The following is a 17802-nucleotide window of genomic DNA, read 5'->3' on the forward strand; positions in this document are numbered from 1 at the left end:
CCTGCGTCATGCGGTTTTTCCTGATCTGCCAAGAACTGACTAACTAATGATTCAGGGGTACACAACATGAAGAGCATCAAGCAACTGCTGGGCGTGGCCCTGTGCGGCGCCAGCCTGCTGGCCGCCAGCGCGCAAGCCGAAGACCCAGGCGCTGAACGCGAACTGCGGATCTATAACTGGGCCGACTACATCTTGCCGGCAGTGCCTAAAGAGTTCGCCGCCAAGAGCGGCATCAAGCTGACCTGGGACACCTTTGAAACCAACGAAGCCCTGGAAGCCAAGCTGCTCACCGGCAACTCGGGCTATGACCTGGTGGTGCCAAGCAACAACTACCTCGATATCCAGATCAAAGCCGGGGTGTTCCAGAAGCTGGATAAATCCAAGCTGCCCAACTGGCAGTACCTTGACCCTGGCTTGCTGCAGTTGATGGCCGCCAGCGACCCGGGTAACGAACATGGCGTGCCCTATATGTACGGCACTATTTTGCTGGGCTTTAACCCCGACAAAGTCAAAGCCGTACTGGGCGCCGACGCACCGGTGGACAGTTGGGACCTGGTGTTTAAACCGGAGAACATGGAGAAGCTCAAGCAGTGCGGCGTGGCCATGCTCGACTCGGCCAGCGACATCCTGCCCATCGCCTTGCATTACCTAGGCCTCGATCCCAACAGCACCAATGAGCAGGACTACCAGAAAGCCAGCGAGCTGATGCTGAAGATTCGCCCTTATGTGGCCTACTTCCACTCAGCCAAGTACATGAACGACATCGCCAGCGGCGAAATCTGCGTGGCAGTGGGGTATTCCGGCAGCTTCTTCCAGTTTGCCAACCGCGCCAAAGAGGCTGGCAACGGTGTAGTGATCGACTGGCGCCTGCCTAAAGAAGGTGCGCCGCTGTGGTACGACGCATTCGCCATCCCGAAAAGTGCGAAGAACGTCGCCGAGGCCCATGAGTTCCTCAACAACCTGATCGAGCCCAGCGTGATTGCCTCGATCAGCGACTTCCTTGGCTACCCCAACGCCAGTACAGAGGGCATGGCCAAAGTCAGCGCTGAAATCAGCCAAAACCCCGGGCTGACGCCCACGGCCGAAGCGCAAAAGAGCCTGTATGTACTCAAACCGCTGCCCCAGAAGATAGAGCGGCTGCGCACCCGGGCGTGGACCGCGATTAAGTCCGGCACCTGATTCCGTTCGGATTCCCGAACGGTAAATCCCAATAAAATCGCCCAGCCGAACGGTTGGGCTTTTTGCGTTTTTTATCGCAAAAAAATATTAAACAAATTCAACCACTTAGGCGCATCAATAAATCCTCCGTGCACTGGCACACAACCTGCTCTTAACTGACTTAGGAATGGAACATCCGGTCTAAAGAGACATCCCATCCCATGCAACTTGCAAGCTGTGGGACACCTATTTCAGAGCAGTGGCCTAGCCACCATAACAACAACGAGGACTAGATTCATGCGTATTCTCCCCCGTGTACTGAGTGCAGCTATCGCTGCCACGCTGATCTCCACCCCGCTTTTGGCAGCAGAACTCACCGGCACCCTGAAGAAGATCAAAGATTCGGGCACCATCACCTTGGGTCATCGCGACTCATCGATTCCCTTCTCTTATTACGGCGACAACCCGCAGCAGCCCGTGGGCTACTCCCATGACCTGCAGCTGAAGATCGTCGACGCCCTGAAGAAAGAACTCGATGCGCCGAACCTCAAGGTCCGCTACAACCTGATCACCTCGCAGACCCGTATCCCGCTGGTGCAAAACGGCACCGTGGATATCGAGTGTGGCTCCACCACCAACAACGCCGAGCGCCAGCAACAAGTGGACTTCTCGGTGGGCATCTTTGAAGTCGGCACCCGTCTGCTGACCAAGAAGACCTCCGGCATCAATGACTTCCCTGACCTCAAGGGCAAGAACGTGGTAACCACCGCCGGCACCACTTCCGAGCGCCTGCTCAAGGCCATGAATGCCGAGAAGAAAATGGGCATGAATGTGATCTCGGCGAAAGATCACGGCGAAGCCTTCCTCATGCTCGAGTCCGGCCGTGCCGTGGCCTTCATGATGGACGACGCGCTGCTCGCCGGGGAAATGGCCAAGGCCAAGAAGCCGCAAGACTGGGTCGTGGTCGGCGAACCGCAATCCTATGAAATCTACGGCTGCATGATGCGCAAAGGCGACCCAGCCTTTAAGCAAGTGGTGGATAAAGCCCTGAGCGACACCTTCGCCTCCGGCGACATCAATGCCATCTACGACAAGTGGTTTATGCAGCCCGTGCCGCCAAAAGGCCTCAACCTCAACTTCCCGATGAGTGATGAGCTGAAAAAGCTGCTGGCCGAGCCTACCGATAAAGCCGCTGAGCAACTCTAAAGCGGCCAGCCGCACCAGGGGTTCGTTAACCCCTGGGCGGCGCGTGCCTGCGCGCTGGGCAAGCAGCGCGCTTCCATCGGCCCGTTGACGCCTCCTGCGGCGCTAACGGCGGACCACTCAAGGGGAAACCCGCATGAACTACAACTGGGACTGGGGCATTTTCTTCAAGTCCACCGGCATTGGCAGCGAGATCTATCTGGACTGGTTTATCACCGGCCTGGGCTGGACCATCGCGATCTCGCTGGTTGGCTGGATCATCGCCCTGTTACTCGGCTCACTCCTAGGTGTGATGCGCACCTTACCCAATCGCTGGCTGGCCGGCTTTGCCCGCCTGTACGTGGAAATTTTCCGCAACGTGCCGCTCTTGGTGCAGCTGTTTCTTTGGTACTTCCTGGTGCCGGACCTGCTGCCCGAACCCCTGGAAATGTGGTTTAAACAAGACCTAAGCCCTGCCACCTCGGCCTACCTCAGCGTCGTCGTGTGCCTGGGTCTGTTCACCGCCGCACGGGTTTGCGAGCAGGTGCGCACCGGTATCGAAGCTCTGCCTCGAGGCCAAAGCGCCGCCGCTCAGGCCATGGGTTTCAGCCTCGCGCAAACGTACTGGAACGTGCTGTTGCCGCAGGCTTATCGGATCATCATTCCGCCGCTCACCAGCGAGTTTTTGAACATCTTCAAGAACAGCTCGGTGGCCTCCCTGATCGGTTTGATGGAGCTGTTGGCGCAAACCAAACAGAGCGCCGAATTCAGCGCCAACCTGTTTGAAGCCTTCACCCTCGCCACCCTGATTTACTTCACCTTGAACATGAGCCTGATGTTGCTGATGCGTTTGCTGGAGAAAAAAGTCAGCGTGCCGGGCCTGATTTCCATGGGAGGTAAATGATGGAATTGGATTTCAGTGCCATCATCCCGGCCCTGCCCGGGCTCTGGGAAGGCATGGCGATGACCCTGCAACTGGCTGCGCTGGGCATTCTCGGCGGCGTGGTGCTGGGCACCTTGCTGGCCTTGATGCGGATGTCGAGCAACAAGCTGCTGGCGAAGATTGCCGCCACCTACGTCAGCTACTTCCGCTCGATTCCACTGTTGCTGGTGATCACCTGGTTCTACTTTGCCGTGCCGTTTATCCTGCGCTGGATCACCGGTGAAGACACCCCGGTCGGCGCGTTCAGCTCGTGCTTGGTGGCGTTCATCATGTTCGAGGCGGCGTACTTCTGCGAAATCGTCCGCGCCGGCATCCAGGCCATTCCCCGTGGCCAGCTGGGCGCCGCGCAAGCTTTGGGCATGAGCTACGGTCAGTGCATGCGCCTGATCATCCTGCCGCAAGCCTTTCGCAAGATGACTCCGCTGCTGTTGCAGCAAAGTATCATCCTCTTCCAAGACACCTCGCTGGTGTACACCGTCGGCCTGATGGACTTCCTCAACGCCGCGCGTTCGCGTGGCGACATCCTCGGCCAGCCCCATGAGTTTTTGATTTTCGCCGGGGTGGTGTACTTCCTGATCAGCTTCTGCGCATCGCTTGCGGTCAAGCATCTGCAAAAAAGGTTATCCGTATGATTTCTATCCAGAGCGTCAACAAGTGGTACGGCAACTTCCAGGTGCTCACCGACTGCACCACCGAAGTGAAAAAGGGCGAGGTGGTGGTGGTCTGCGGGCCGTCCGGCTCGGGCAAGTCGACCCTGATCAAATGCGTCAACGCCCTGGAGCCGTTCCAGAAGGGCGATATCGTGGTCGATGGCACCTCGATAGCTGACCCGAAAACCAATCTGCCGCAACTGCGCTCGCGGGTCGGCATGGTGTTCCAGCACTTCGAGCTGTTCCCCCATCTGAGCATCGTCGAGAACCTGACCATCGCCCAGATCAAAGTGCTCGGTCGCAGCAAAGCCGAAGCCACGCAGAAGGGCTTGGCCCTGCTCGAACGCGTCGGCCTGAGCGCCCATGCGAACAAGCATCCCGGTCAGCTTTCCGGTGGCCAACAACAACGGGTAGCGATTGCCCGCGCGCTGGCCATGGACCCGATTGTGATGCTGTTCGATGAGCCGACTTCGGCGCTCGACCCGGAGATGGTCCACGAAGTGCTGGATGTCATGGTGCAGCTGGCCCACGAAGGCATGACCATGATGTGCGTGACTCACGAAATGGGCTTTGCGCGCAAGGTGGCGGATCGGGTGATCTTTATGGATGCCGGCAAAATCGTCGAAGACTGCCCCAAGGAAGAATTCTTCGGCGACACCAGTCAGCGTTCCGAGCGCGCCCAGCAGTTTTTGGCCAATATCCTGCCGCACTAAACGGCAAACTGGGGCGGTGCTAAAACAAGGTTGTAGCACCGCGCCCAGTGCCTCATCAGCGCCCGCCCACGCGGCAGTCCTAAAAACATAGGCGAGGATGCCTTGGACCCCTTTACTGCCCCTGCTCATAGCGTGCCGCCTGGCTGGAGTCGCAAGCCTCGGTGGCTGCGCGCCTTGCTGCTGACTGCGCTGACCTTGCTGCTGATCGCCGCCTGCGGCTACGCCGGTTATCGCATCAGCGCGCAGTTTGGCATTCAAACCCTGGCCGAGGATGGCCAGCGGCAGTTGGAACTCAACGCCCGCGCCGTAGAGAGCGAGATCAGCCGTTACACCTACCTGCCCAGCCTGCTGGAGCTGGAAAGCAGTGTCGGGCGCTTGCTGCAAAGCCCCACACCGTTTCGCCGGGAGCAGGTCAATGCGTACCTTGAAGGGCTCAACCAACGCAGCGGCAGCTTGGCCATCTATGTGCTGGACGTGCAGGGCCGCGTGGTGGCCACCAGCAACTGGCGCGAGCCCAGCAGCTACCTGGGCGAGGACCTGGCCTTTCGCGCCTATTACCAAGACGCCATGGCGGGCCGCCTGGGGCGTTTTTACGGGATCGGCAGCACCACCGGCGAGCCCGGTTATTACCTGGCCCATGGCCTGAAAAAGGCTGGGCAGATCATCGGCGTGGCGGTGGTTAAGGTGCGCCTCAACAGCCTGGAGCAGCGTTGGCAACGCGCCCATCTGGAGGCCTTTGTCACCGATGAGAACGGCATCATCATCCTTTCCACTAACCCCGCGCGGCGCCTCAAGGCCACCCGCCCGCTGGACGCTGAAACCCGCGAGCGTTTGGCGCGCAGCCTGCAATACCACTGGTGGGCCTTGGAAGAACTGCAACCGCTGGCCCGCGAACAGCTCGGCGCGGACATTGAGCAAGTCAGCTTTGCCAGTGACGGCAAGCCCGCCCCCAGCGCCAAGCCGGTCACCTATCTGGCGCAGACCCGGCCACTGGCCGACACCACCTGGCACCTGACCCTGATGACCCCGCTGCAAGATCTGCGGCGCAGCGCCTTAAGCCACGCCATGCTGGCCAGCGCAGCGTTCGCCCTGCTGTTGTTTGTCGGCCTGGCGCTCAACCAGCGGCGCAAGGTGTTGGCCACCCGCCTGGCCGCCCGCGAGGCGCTGCAACGGGCCAACAATGAGCTGGAACGCAAGATCACCGAGCGCACCGCCGACCTGCGTGCCAGCAACCAGCGCTTGCTGGCTGAAGTGCGCGAGCGCGAACAAGCCGAAACCACCCTGCGCCAAGCCCAGGATGAGCTGGTGCAGTCGGGCAAGTTGGCGGTGATCGGGCAGATGTCCACCGCCATCGCCCATGAGCTCAATCAACCGCTGGCGGCACTGCGCACCCTGTCGGCCAATACCGTGCGTTTCTTGCAGCGCGGCAGCTTGGATGTGGCCAGCAGCAACTTGCAGAGCATCGCCGAGCTGGTCGATCGCATGGGTAAGATCACCGGCAGCCTGCGTGCCTTTGCCAGGCGTAATGATGACCAGGCCGAAGCCGATCTGGGCCAGGCCATCGACGCCGCCTTGCAACTGCTGCAACACCACCGCAGTTGCCCGGGCTTGCAACTGCACCGCGATTATCCCCTGGCGCCCGCCAAGGTGCGGGTGGCCATCGAGCAGACGCGCCTGGAACAGATTCTGATCAACCTGATCGCCAACGCCCTGGATGCCATGGCCGCGCAAAGCGACCGGCAGCTCTGGCTGCAAGGCCGCAGCGAAGCCGGGAGCTACCAACTGACGGTGCGCGATAATGGCAGCGGCATTGCCGCCGAAGTGCGCGGCCATTTGTTCGAGCCATTTTTTACCACCAAGCCCGGCGAGCAAGGCCTGGGGCTTGGTCTGACCCTTTCAGCCAGCCTGGCCGCCAGCGCCGGCGGCAGCCTCAGCGTGGAGCATCCGCCCAGTGGCGGCAGTGCCTTTATCTTGAGCCTGCGCTTAGCCCCCGAGCCACAGGAGCCCAGTTCCCATGAGTGAGCCACTGCACGTCCTGATCGTCGAGGATGATCCCCACGTTCTGCTTGGCTGCCAGCAAGCCCTGGCCCTGGAAGATATTCCCAGCGTGGGCGTGGGCAGCGCCGAAGAAGCCCTGGCGCAGCTGCACGAAGACTTCGCAGGCATCGTCGTCAGTGATATCCGCCTGCCGGGCATGGATGGCTTACAGCTGCTAAGCCGGCTCAAGCAGCTCGATGCAAGCCTGCCGGTGGTGCTGATTACCGGCCATGGCGACATCGACATGGCGGTCAATGCCATGCGCGATGGCGCTTACGACTTTATGGAAAAACCCTTCTCGCCGGAGCGTCTGGTCGATGTCGCCCGCCGTGCGCTGGAGCAGCGCCGCCTGGCCCGCGAAGTATCCAGCCTGCGTCGCCAGCTGGCCGGCAAGCAGGCGTTGGAACAGCGTCTGCTCGGCACCTCGCCGGCCATGCAGCAGTTGCGCGAGCTGATCAGCAATATTGCCGACACCGCCGCCAACGTGCTGATCGAAGGCGAGACGGGCACCGGCAAAGAGCTGGTCGCGCGCTGTCTGCACGACTTCAGCCGGCGCCAGGACAAAGCCTTCGTTGCGCTGAACTGCGCTGGCCTGCCGGAAAACCTGTTTGAGAGTGAAATCTTCGGCCACGAAGCCCATGCCTTTACCGGCGCCAACAAGCGTCGTATCGGCAAGATCGAACACGCCAATGGCGGCACGCTGTTGCTCGATGAAGTCGAAAGCATGCCGCTGAACTTGCAGGTCAAGCTGCTGCGCGTATTGCAGGAGCATCAGCTGGAGCGTTTAGGCTCCAACCAAAGCATCGCCGTGGACTGTCGCTATATCGCTGCCACCAAAGCCAATCTGGAAGTGCAAAGCAAGGCCGGCAGCTTTCGCAGCGACCTGTATTACCGCCTCAATGTGGTCACCCTCACCCTGCCGCCGCTGCGCGAACGGCGTGAGGATATCGGCCTGCTGTTCGAGCACTTTTTGCAGCTGGCGGCGCTGCGCTTCGATCGCCCCACGCCCAACCTCGACCGCACCACCCTGACCCGCCTTATGGCCCATGACTGGCCGGGCAATGTACGTGAGCTGCGCAACGTCGCGGAGCGCTTTGCCCTTGGCCTGCCGGTGCTGCATGAGGACGAGACGGACGCCGCCACTGGGCCAAGCTTTGCTGAGGCGGTGGAGGCCTTTGAACGCCGCCTGCTGCGCGACAGTTTGCAGCAGCATAGCGGCAACCTTAGCCAAACCGCGCAAGCGCTGGGCATGGCCAAGACCACCTTGTTCGATAAGGTGAAGAAGTACGCCCTGCAGCCCTAACAGGCGCCTAAGCCGAAGCGGCTGGCGCCTTGATGCGCCTATCCGTCAGCAGTTGGCTGACGGCAGGCAGGCCATTGCTGCGCACCGACTTAATCGGAATCAATAGCCGTAGTGGGGCAGCCGCTTAAATCTGATTTAGCAATAGCGGTCCAACAGCCAAAGCCACAATCTAAAGGGCCGAAACCACCAAGGTGATAATCCGTTTGCGCCATAGCGCAAGCGCAGCGCAAAGCCAACTTCAGCACTGGGCGTAAACTGAGGGACTGATCCTTTAGGCGACGCAAAAGCGGCTGGGCTTAAGGAGAATGGCTAATTACTGCGCGCGGGTGAGGCGAGTCAGGCTCAGTCCTGAAGGAGAGCAAGGATGTTTACTTATGTTTGCTTAGGCACCAACGACTTACCCCGCGCTTGCCGCTTTTACGATGCCACCCTAGCGGCGCTGGGTTTACAGCGCTGCGATACCAGTTCCGAGGATAGCTGGCACAACTGGGCCGGCTGGGGCACCTACCAGGATGACGGCCTCCAAGAACTGGCGCTGTGGCTGTGCGAGCCGTTTGACGGCGCCCCGGCCAGCCCCGGCAATGGCGTCATGGTCGCGCTGCGCGCCAGCACCTGGCAGCAAGTGCAGGACTTCTACCGCCAGGCCCTCGCCCATGGCGGCACCAGCGAAGGCGCACCGGGCTTACGCCCGCAGTACAACGCGGACTTTTACGCCGCCTACGTGCGTGACCCCGACGGCAACAAACTGGCCGTGGTCTGCCGCGGCTTTACCCATGCCCCAGCCGGCCACGGCCTGCCCGATATCGGCCTGCATGCCGAGGTTAATCCTGCCGATGGCAGCGCTTAGCAAGACGCCGCCAGGCCGCTGGTGAAACGCTGCCCGGCCCGTTGTAGATGTTGGCCCAGCCACCAGCGCGTGGCCCTAGGGCTGTAGGCGCTTACCGACCAACCCGGCACGCTGCTGGCAGCCAACACGAGGGCCCATGCTGGGCATTTAACCGCACCACGCACGGAACCCAAACTGCAGCGGTCAGTCAACCGAAGCCCGCCGCTACCCCACCGCAGGTGTTGCTATGACCACCGCTCAAGCCATACTCACCCCACGCCTGCGCTTACGCCAATGGCAAGACAGCGACTATGCACCGTTCGCCGCACTCAATGCCGACCCAGAGGTGATGCGCTATTTCCCGGCACCGCTCAGCCAAGCGCAAAGCGACGCCATCGCCAACCGTTGCCACGAGCTGATCGCCGCACGCGGTTGGGGGTTTTGGGCGCTGGAAGCATTATCCAGCGGCGCGTTTATCGGCTTTCTCGGTCTGCATATTCCCGACGCCGACTTACCTTGCTCACCCTGCGTGGAAATCGGCTGGCGCCTAGCCCAACCATACTGGGGCCAGGGCCTGGCCCATGAGGCGGCACAAGCCGCGCTGGCCTACGGTTTTAACCAACTCCAGCTTGCGCAAATCGTCGCCTTTACCAGCGTGCATAACCTGCGCTCACAAGCCCTGATGCAACGCCTCAACATGCAGCGCGAGGCCGCCAATTTCGAGCACCCGGCCGTGCCGGTCGGGCACTGGTTGCGCGAGCATTGTCTGTATCGTTTAGACGCTACGCAGGCGCCCTTAGCAATAGCAGTACGATGTGGCGGCCAACACTCTGCATGACTTCCTCAAGCCGCCGCAGGTGTCCTTCAACGCTACCGAGGAAGGCACAGCTGGTCAGCTAAGCATGAGCCAGCCCCGACTGTATTGACAAAATGACCAGCACCCTCCTCGGCAGCGACTCCTACAAAAATATCCACCGCGCCTTAAACCAGCGTATGCGAGGGCTAAAAGAGCAGCAGCACCGCACGTAAAAAACAGATCGTGGCGCTAGTCCATGCTGCAAGCCATCTCTATGTCATGGTGCAAAGCTTATGACATGCACTGAGATAGACGATGCCCACAGGCCTACATATTTAGCTTGTCAATAATTAACCTATATATTCGCCGCTGAAAAAATACAGTTATAAAAAATCCTTCCCCAGGAGCAAACCAACCCACAAAAAACAAGACAGTATTATTTAATACTCATAAAAATATTTTGCTCACCCCGACCAATCAGCACAAATTAGCCTTTAGCATAAATAAACAAAACCATAGTTCCTTTTATTATTAAAAGGATCAAACCACACTTTAGCACTAGGTAATGACCATATTTTATGCGCGCAAATAAAAATCTTAAAATAATTTTGCCAAGGCTCTACTGCGCGTATCCCACTGAATACAACCTCTAGAGGACTGATGCGCCATAGCCAAATAAACCCAAATTAATGGCGAACGGAAATAACACTAGAACCATTTCACTCGGCTTCGGTCTTTATCTTGGCAACGATTTAGCTGTGTACTGCATGCCATCAGTATAAATTAATGGCCATTAACCAAATTTGCACCACTCAGGAATTTCCACCGATGCGCCAGCAACATTTGCCTCCCACATTCAACCGCACGGTCGCCTCGCAATCTGCGACACACACTAGCTGGGCATGGCTTGAATACAGGTCAATCGTCGGTAATTATCGAAATGGCAGCTGAAAAAATCCGCACGTTTACTCTGATCCTTCGCCCCAGTTGCGCCTGAGTTTTTAAAAAAACATCGCTAACCAGCTTAATCGTTGATGGAACTCCTTAATAAACAAGCCAATTAAATTTTTATAGAATTTAACTGTATAGACCATTTATCGCTAGCGCCTGATAACAACTTGCACAATATGAATACCCCCCTAAGCTTTGAGCCCTAAAGTTTTCGGTGTATACCCCACCCCCAAATAAGGTTAATTGCGCTCCATCTGCCATATGCTACGCTCACCGCTGTTGCCGCTAACACTGCACTTCGCCATGTAATGCGCTTAATACTTTGCTTGGGATATAGCATGGTTTAACCGCCTACCCCCGAATGCTATGTACGCATTAATGATGTTTTTGCGTATTAACAATCACAATTATTAAAGCTGTTAGCCGACAGGCTCGCGGCAGAGCCAAGGACTTGGCCTGCATTAATTATTCTAGCGAAGGATAAAGCCCCAACAGCGTTTGATTTACTAGGAAATTTACTACTATGCGCAATACTCGTTTCTATATCCGCATACTCGGGCCGCTGCTCTTGCCGTTAGTCGCTAGTCTGCAGGCAGCTCCACTTGTCGGCACGACCCATACAGTAGAACCCGGCGATACAGCCGAGTCTTGGGACTTATCGGCTGGTGCGTCGCTCACTCTCAACCCTGGAGCCGAAAGCAACGGCATCCGATCAACCAACTCGACAGTGACTCTTGACGGTGCCAACGTTAACACCACTGGCACTGAAAGCTCGGGGGTTAATGCCACGACTAACACCACCGCCACCATCAAGAACTCCACTATCACAGCCAGCCAGGCAGGTAGCATTGGGGTTAACGCCACCGCTAACGGCACCGACCAGACCCACGTCAGCATCAGCGATAGCAGCGTTACAGCAGAGCGGGCGATCAACACCACCACCAATGGCACCATCGAACTCAGCAATGTGCAGGCCACTGGCAAAGCCCAAGGCGGCACAGGTCAGTACGATGGCGGTATTGGCGCGACTCTGACGGGCGGCGAAGTGATCGCCAGCCAAGGCAGTAGTCTCACCGGCGATAAAAATGGCGCTCTGCTAAAAACCGATATTCCAAGCAGTGGTCGTGAAGTAAGCCCGACCCTGACCCTGGATAACTCCAGTGCCACCGGCCTAACCGGCTCCGCCATTGTCATTGATACCTTTGAACTGGCCCCAGGTGAAGGCCCAATCACCTCCGAGGCCAACGTCTTTATCAACAATGGTTCGACCTTAAGTGCAGGCAATGGCGTGTTGATGGAAGTGACTGACGGCGCCATCGGCAACTTCACGGTGGATAACAGTGCGCTTACCGGCGATATGCTGGTGTCTGCCGACAGTACCGGCCGCCTGACCTTACAAAATTCGGCGTCCTTAACCGGCCAACTAACAGGCGTCGACAGCCTCAGCGTTAACAGCAACGCCACTTGGTTTATGGTCGACAGCGCGAGCGTCGGATCAGTCTCGATGAGCGGCGGCACCATCGCGGTCAGTTCAGGTGGTGGCTTTAATACCCTGACCATGGACAGTCTATCGGGCTCAGGAACATTTGCCCTGAATACCGATTTAGCCATGGAGCAAGGTGATCTTATTTCCGTCACCGGTGAAGCCAGTGGCAACCATCAACTGGCGATCAAAAACACAGGGGCGGAGCCTGCTTCAGAAGATGGCAGCTTGCAGGTCATCCACACCGGTAGCGGTGATGCTAGCTTTTCCGTGATCGGCGGCGTAGTCGATCTAGGTACCTACCAATACGAGCTGCAACAACAGGGCAATGACTGGTATCTGACCCAACAAGCCAATGGTGGAGGTGGCGGCATCACGCCCAGCACCAGTGCCGTACTAGGCTTGTTTAACGCCGCTCCTAGCGTTTGGTATGGTGAATTAAGCTCGCTACGCACCCGCCTAGGTGAACTGCGCACCGGCAGCAGTGAAGGCGGTTTGTGGATGCGCTCTTACGGCAATCGCTACAAGCTTTCGGCGGCGGCCAATCTGGCCTATCAACAAGACCAGCAAGGTATTAGCTTCGGTGCCGATCTCCCACTCGAAAGCAGCACAGGTAACTGGTTGGTCGGCGCCATGGTTGGTTACAGCAAGTCCGACTTGGATATCCACGAGGGTACTTCCGGTGAAGTCGACAGCTACTACGTCGGTCTCTACAACACTTATATGGCTGATAACGGCTGGTACTTCGACGGCTCGGTGAAATTCAACCGCTTCAAAAATGACGCCGACGTACGCATGAGCGACGGCACCAAGGCCAAGGGGGACTACAACAACAATGGCGTGGGTGGCTCATTTGAGTTCGGTCGCACGTTCAACTACACCTCGGGCTGGTTCGTCGAGCCTTTCGCCCAATACTCCATGCTCTGGGTTGATGGCGACGATTACTCGCTGGACAACGGCATGCGCGCCGACAGCAACCATGCCAACTCGCGCTTGCTCAAAGCCGGTTCAACCTTCGGTAAAAACTTCCACACTGGCGCTTCCAACTACACCACACAGCTCTATGTGCGCTTGGCAGCAGCCCATGAGTTTGTGCAGAACAACGACGTGCAAGTGAATGACGACACCTTCACCAATGACATGTCCGGGAGCCGTTTTGAAGTCACTACAGGCGGCTCGATTAGCCTGAGTGAGCGCCTGCAAGCACACGCCAACTTCGACTACAGCAACGGCGAAAACATTGAGCAGCCCTTCGGCGTCAACCTCGGCCTACGTTACCTGTGGTGATGTAACTCGCACTTAAGGTGCCCCCAGTTAGCTGGCCATCAACGAGCCAGCTAACCTGCTGCGCGGGGACAGCACTGATTCAGCATGGAGAGTGCAACATGTACACACCAATGCCTACCCCGTTGCTGGTAATGCTTGCCAGCGATCACCAAGGTCAACGAGCAAAGCGGCTAGACCCCGCGTTCGTTTACTGCTGCGCCTTAGTCACGCGCATACACATCTGTATAGCCTGCCCAGCCTTTGACCAAACCCTCAGCCTTGCACATCAAGGGCCATAACCCAGCGCCCAGCAACTCGCTAAGCCTTACCGACTATCCACCCCAGCGCATCCGACAGGCCACCGGCCGGTTGGCCGATCTTCTGTTTTCGTAAAGTTTTGAGGGATACACCATGCCCGCGCCCACCGCCACAACCCGCGACCTTATTGCCCTATATATCCCGGATGCCGTTCCTATCCCTTGGAACGAGCCCAATTCAGCCCTAAGCGGGGTGGGCATGGCAGCGATCGCCAATGATTTATTCGTTTATGTTGAGGCCTACTCAGGGATGGCCGTGGGCGACATTATCGAAGTGTTTTGGGACGACTCTGAGGTGTCCTTTGCTAGCGTTGTAGTGACCCAAGATGAGCTCAACCAACGCCTCGGCCTCAAGCTACCCGAGGAGCGCTTCAGGGCCGGCGACTTCGAGCCGTTTTACAAACTGCTGCGGGTGAGTAGTACCCAAGAAGAGTTCTTCTCGGAAAGCCGCGCTGTGCGGGTTAAATTGGACCTGCCTGGCGGTATCGATCCGCTACCCAATACCCCCAACACCAACGAAAACCTAGCCGCCCCCTTGGTACCGGAGGACATCGCTCTCAACGGCGTCGGTCCGACTGAGGCGGCCCAAGGCGTTGACGTCAGCGTCGTCACGTACCTAAACCAAGCACCATATGACCGCATCAATCTGAGCTGGGGCGGCCAAATCCAGACTTACACCCTGGATGCAACTGCAGTCGGCCAGACCGTGGTAATCCATATCAACGAAGCGCAAATCCTCGCCGCCGGTGACGGCGAGATCACACTCATGTACCAAGTATTTGATGCCGCCTCCAACCGCTCGATGGGCTGGTCCTTGGCAACCACAGTGAAGGTGCGAGCATCTGATGATGTACTCGACCCGCCCATAGTCGAAGAAGCGTCCCAGTCAGTACTAGAGCTGTCCACCTTAGATGGCCAATCGGCCACGATTCAAATCGTCACCTCGGCCCCCGATTTCAACAGCGGTGATCAACTGCAAGTAAGCTGGGAAGGTCACAACGAAAACTTGATCTTGGTACCTTGGAGCGATACACGGGTACTCAGCGAAGTACCCAAGGTGGAAGAATTCAGCGTGCCTTACGACACGGTTGCGGCCATCGCCAACGGCTATGCGGTGGTGACTTATACCCTGAAAAAACAAGGCTCTGAGACCCTGCTGTTTTCAGCCTCCACCCAGATTCAAGTCGTGGGCGAGGTGCTGCTCCTCAGCCCGCCGGTGGTGCTCGAGGCAGAGAATGGCCAACTGACCGCCAGCTTAAGCTCGGCGACCGTGGAAATTCAGCCTTATCTCGGTATGGCTGCCGGCGATACAGTCAACTTGATTTGGCAGGGCTTAAAGCAAAACAACCAGCCCACTGACTATCGCGACACCTTGTTCGTCAGCGGCTCTGGTGCCGGCCAGGTACAGCGTTTTATCGTTCCAGGCAGCGAAATTTCCGTGCTGGATGGCGGCAGCGTCACCCTTTACTACAGCGTAGAAAGCTCCGCTAATGGCGGCACCGAAGAGTCCGCACCACTCACTTTGACCGTAGGCAGCGTGGCGAGCAGCTTACCGGCACCACAGGTGCGCGAAGCCATCGACGGCGTACTGCCGGCCGATGTACTGATGGCCACCGTGGAGATCCAACCGTATACCAGCATGAGCGAGGGTGACCGCTTAGATCTACTGTGGAATACCGATAACACCGGCAACTACAGCGACTGGCTACCCATTAGCGCCTCGATGGTGGGCAAGATAGTTAACTTCCACGTCGACAACAGCCAAATCGCTAGCAACACCCTAGCCCAAACTAGCTACACGCTAACCCGCACGAACAACACTAGCGAAAGTTCGGCGTGGCTGTACTTACAAATCGGCACAGCCAAATTGCTAGCACCACCGGTGGTGGAGCAGGCGGTTAACGGTGTACTGGCCTTAAGTTCAGTACCCAACGGCGCCAGTGTGCGCATCGAGGTGTATAGCGCGATGGCCGCCGGTGATACGTTGCAGCTCACTTGGAGTGGCGATGGCGGCATCTGGCAAGACAGCCTGTCAGTCACGGCCGGCTCGGCGGGACAGGCGCAACTATTTGTCGTCCCACAAGCAGAAGTGGCCAAGCAAGTTGGCAGTGAGGTCCAAGTCAGTTATCAGGTCGAGCGTTATGACGGTCCGGCGGGGGAATCGGAAGTACTTGAACTAAGGGTAGTGGCTGAAACCAACACGCTGCCGCTGCCGATAGTCGATGAGGCCCAAGGTGACGAGATCAATCCAGCGGATGTCCTCAACGGCGCCACAGTCCGGATTGATAAATCCGCAGCTTGGCAGGTGGATGATCAAGTGCAAGTACACTGGCGTGGTCCCAATGAGGCGGCCAGCACTGAGGTCAGTCATGCGCTAGGCAGTGCGGAACTCAATCAAGACCTACTCCTGACCATCCCCTATAGCGTGGTGGTTGCAGGCGATGGCGGCAGCGTCAGTCTGGACTACAGCATTCAGCGCACGAGCAGCAGCCAAACCTCTAACACCGCCACCTATCGCATCAACAGCAGCCTCAGTAACGGCTCCCTGTTGGTCATGGGCGGCCGCTCGGCGACCAGCTACCGTAACGGCCCCTTAGTACACCGGCAAAAGCTGATCGCCCTCGATGCACAAAGCCGCGAGCCCATCAGCGCCAACTGGCAGTACCAAGACGAAGAGCAGGTGGTCACGGGTAGTCTGTTCCGCGATACCCAGCCGAATAAATTGTTGCGGGTGTTTACCAGCGAAGACACGGTGGTGCTTAACCGCTCCAATGTCATCGGCAATGGGGCCAACTTGTACAGTGCCATGGCCGTGCTGCTCGACTCCGGGCGAGTGGTGTCCTGGGGCTACAAGTATATGGGTGGGGTGGCCAGTACTCAGGCCATCGCCCTCAAGGATGTGTTAAGCCTCAGCGCCGTACACGATGGCTTTATCGCCCAACGAGCCAACGGCGCTATCTGCTTTTGGGGCGACGACGACTCGGATTTACCCCTGCACATTGCCGCACTCACTGATGTTCAACTCAGCGTGGCCAGCGGCGATTACGTAACCGGCGCCTGTGCTGGGCTGCGCAGCAGCGGACAAGTCTTTGCCTGGAGCAAGACTGCCTACGGCGGTGAACTTACCCCCGAGGCGGCCATCGCCGATGACATCTACCAGGTAGTTGGTGGCTACAACCGTTTTATCGCCCTACGCCGTGATGGCTCAGCCATTTCCTGGGGTCAAGGTTATGAAATGCCTGAGGCCGTCGCCGCCCTAACCGATGTAACCAGCGCCGCCTGTAGCCTATACGACTCTTACTGTTTGCTGCGCAGTAATGGTCGGGTAGCAGCCTGGGGGGTCAGTGGCTACGGCGGTAAAGTGCCGGATGAGATCCAAATCCTCAACGATATCGTTGAAATCACCCCCAATGGCTTTGGCTTTGCCGCCTTGCGCGCCAATGGCCGTGTGGCCACTTGGGGCGACTCGTCTTCCGGTGGCAAGTTACCAAATGCCATTGCCCTGCTTGACGATATCGTCTCAGTGTCGGCTACCGAATATGCTTACTGCGCCTTGCGCAGCAATGGTTCAGTAGTTGCCTGGGGCTATAGCAGCTATGGCGGTGAGATACCGGACGCCATCAAATATCTCAACGACATCGTTCAAGTCACCGGGAACGTCTATGCCTTTGCCGCCCTGCGCAGCAACGGCACAGTGGTCACTTGGGGGGATAAAAAGTACGGCGGAGACAGTAGCGATGTACAACTGCTGCTGCGCAACGTCCGCGGAATTTACGCAGGTGGCTACTCCTTTGCTGCCTTGTGTGATGACCGCCGACTGATCACCTGGGGTCGTGACAGTGGCGGTGAAGAATCCAGTGGCGGCAATAGCAGCGGCGTCATTCATTTAATCAACGGCAATATCTCCTACGAGGTGCAGCCGCAACTACTGAATAAATCTAATTAAATTGAAAATAATCTTTCGGCACCTTTTTTAAAAAGGTGCCGATGACTAACAGCAGCGTAACGGTCAATTAAATCAACTACAGAAAACAACAAAAATACTCAAACAAATAATCTAGCTAACCGTGCAGCCTTATAGACCGCGCAGCAGGATAGATTTTTTAAAATCGACCAATAGCCAATGGAGAAATACAACCAAAGAAAACTTAAACATAACTATCCAGTAAATAAAGTA

General features: G+C 57.6%; 11 protein-coding genes. All 11 read left to right on the forward strand.

The genetic code is table 11. From position 1 onward, the window contains the following. The first annotated feature begins 66 nt into the window (after nt 1-66). Entirely contained in the window at nt 67-1179 is a 1113-nt protein-coding gene (locus NTD81_RS17895; RefSeq protein ID WP_262184080.1) for a polyamine ABC transporter substrate-binding protein, read from the forward strand. 276 nt (nt 1180-1455) lie between these two features. Then, the gene (locus NTD81_RS17900) at nt 1456-2364 is read left to right on the forward strand and encodes a glutamate/aspartate ABC transporter substrate-binding protein (RefSeq protein ID WP_262184082.1); all 909 of its coding nucleotides are present in this window, start codon (nt 1456-1458) and stop codon (nt 2362-2364) included. Nucleotides 2365-2497: 133 nt separating this feature from the next. Next, on the forward strand, nt 2498-3244 hold the full coding sequence (locus tag NTD81_RS17905) for an amino acid ABC transporter permease (protein WP_262184083.1): 747 nt from the start codon (nt 2498-2500) through the stop codon (nt 3242-3244). After that, nucleotides 3244-3915: an amino acid ABC transporter permease gene (locus NTD81_RS17910; protein WP_262184369.1), complete on the forward strand. Its 672-nt coding sequence runs from the start codon at nt 3244-3246 to the stop codon at nt 3913-3915. Before NTD81_RS17905 ends, NTD81_RS17910 begins: the two co-directional genes overlap by 1 nt. Then, nucleotides 3912-4646 carry an amino acid ABC transporter ATP-binding protein gene (locus NTD81_RS17915; RefSeq protein WP_262184084.1) on the forward strand — a complete coding sequence of 245 codons (735 nt, stop codon included), beginning with the start codon at nt 3912-3914 and terminating at the stop codon, nt 4644-4646. The genes NTD81_RS17910 and NTD81_RS17915 overlap by 4 nt, the downstream gene beginning before the upstream one ends. 102 nt (nt 4647-4748) lie before the next feature. Then, nucleotides 4749-6668, forward strand: coding sequence for an ATP-binding protein (locus NTD81_RS17920; protein WP_262184085.1), 1920 nt, complete (start codon nt 4749-4751; stop codon nt 6666-6668). Next, a complete protein-coding gene (locus NTD81_RS17925) occupies nt 6661-7986 on the forward strand; it encodes a sigma-54-dependent transcriptional regulator (RefSeq protein WP_262184087.1) in 1326 nt (441 codons plus the stop codon). The genes NTD81_RS17920 and NTD81_RS17925 overlap by 8 nt, the downstream gene beginning before the upstream one ends. A 364-nt stretch (nt 7987-8350) precedes the next feature. Continuing rightward, complete coding sequence (locus tag NTD81_RS17930) at nt 8351-8833, forward strand: VOC family protein (RefSeq protein ID WP_262184088.1); 483 nt, start codon at nt 8351-8353, stop codon at nt 8831-8833. A 226-nt stretch (nt 8834-9059) separates the two neighbouring features. Next, the gene (locus NTD81_RS17935) at nt 9060-9650 is read left to right on the forward strand and encodes a GNAT family N-acetyltransferase (RefSeq protein WP_262184089.1); all 591 of its coding nucleotides are present in this window, start codon (nt 9060-9062) and stop codon (nt 9648-9650) included. A gap of 1636 nt (nt 9651-11286) precedes the next feature. Then, the gene (locus NTD81_RS17940; RefSeq protein WP_262184090.1) at nt 11287-13329 is read left to right on the forward strand and encodes an autotransporter outer membrane beta-barrel domain-containing protein; all 2043 of its coding nucleotides are present in this window, start codon (nt 11287-11289) and stop codon (nt 13327-13329) included. Nucleotides 13330-13719: 390 nt separating this feature from the next. Further along, on the forward strand, nt 13720-17571 hold the full coding sequence (locus tag NTD81_RS17945; protein WP_262184091.1) for an RCC1 domain-containing protein: 3852 nt from the start codon (nt 13720-13722) through the stop codon (nt 17569-17571). The last annotated feature ends 231 nt before the right edge of the window (nt 17572-17802 follow it).

Origin of the sequence: Pseudomonas sp. 5P_3.1_Bac2 (genome assembly GCF_025465995.1) — a bacterium.
Classification (GTDB): Bacteria; Pseudomonadota; Gammaproteobacteria; order Pseudomonadales; family Pseudomonadaceae; genus Aquipseudomonas.

Coding starts and splice junctions, on each gene's coding strand:
- NTD81_RS17895 (WP_262184080.1), top strand. CDS start 67: ATGAAGAGCATCAAGCAACTGCTGGGCGTGGCCCTGTGCGGCGCCAGC.
- NTD81_RS17900 (WP_262184082.1), top strand. CDS start 1,456: ATGCGTATTCTCCCCCGTGTACTGAGTGCAGCTATCGCTGCCACGCTG.
- NTD81_RS17905 (WP_262184083.1), top strand. CDS start 2,498: ATGAACTACAACTGGGACTGGGGCATTTTCTTCAAGTCCACCGGCATT.
- NTD81_RS17910 (WP_262184369.1), top strand. CDS start 3,244: ATGGAATTGGATTTCAGTGCCATCATCCCGGCCCTGCCCGGGCTCTGG.
- NTD81_RS17915 (WP_262184084.1), top strand. CDS start 3,912: ATGATTTCTATCCAGAGCGTCAACAAGTGGTACGGCAACTTCCAGGTG.
- NTD81_RS17925 (WP_262184087.1), top strand. CDS start 6,661: ATGAGTGAGCCACTGCACGTCCTGATCGTCGAGGATGATCCCCACGTT.
- NTD81_RS17930 (WP_262184088.1), top strand. CDS start 8,351: ATGTTTACTTATGTTTGCTTAGGCACCAACGACTTACCCCGCGCTTGC.
- NTD81_RS17935 (WP_262184089.1), top strand. CDS start 9,060: ATGACCACCGCTCAAGCCATACTCACCCCACGCCTGCGCTTACGCCAA.
- NTD81_RS17945 (WP_262184091.1), top strand. CDS start 13,720: ATGCCCGCGCCCACCGCCACAACCCGCGACCTTATTGCCCTATATATC.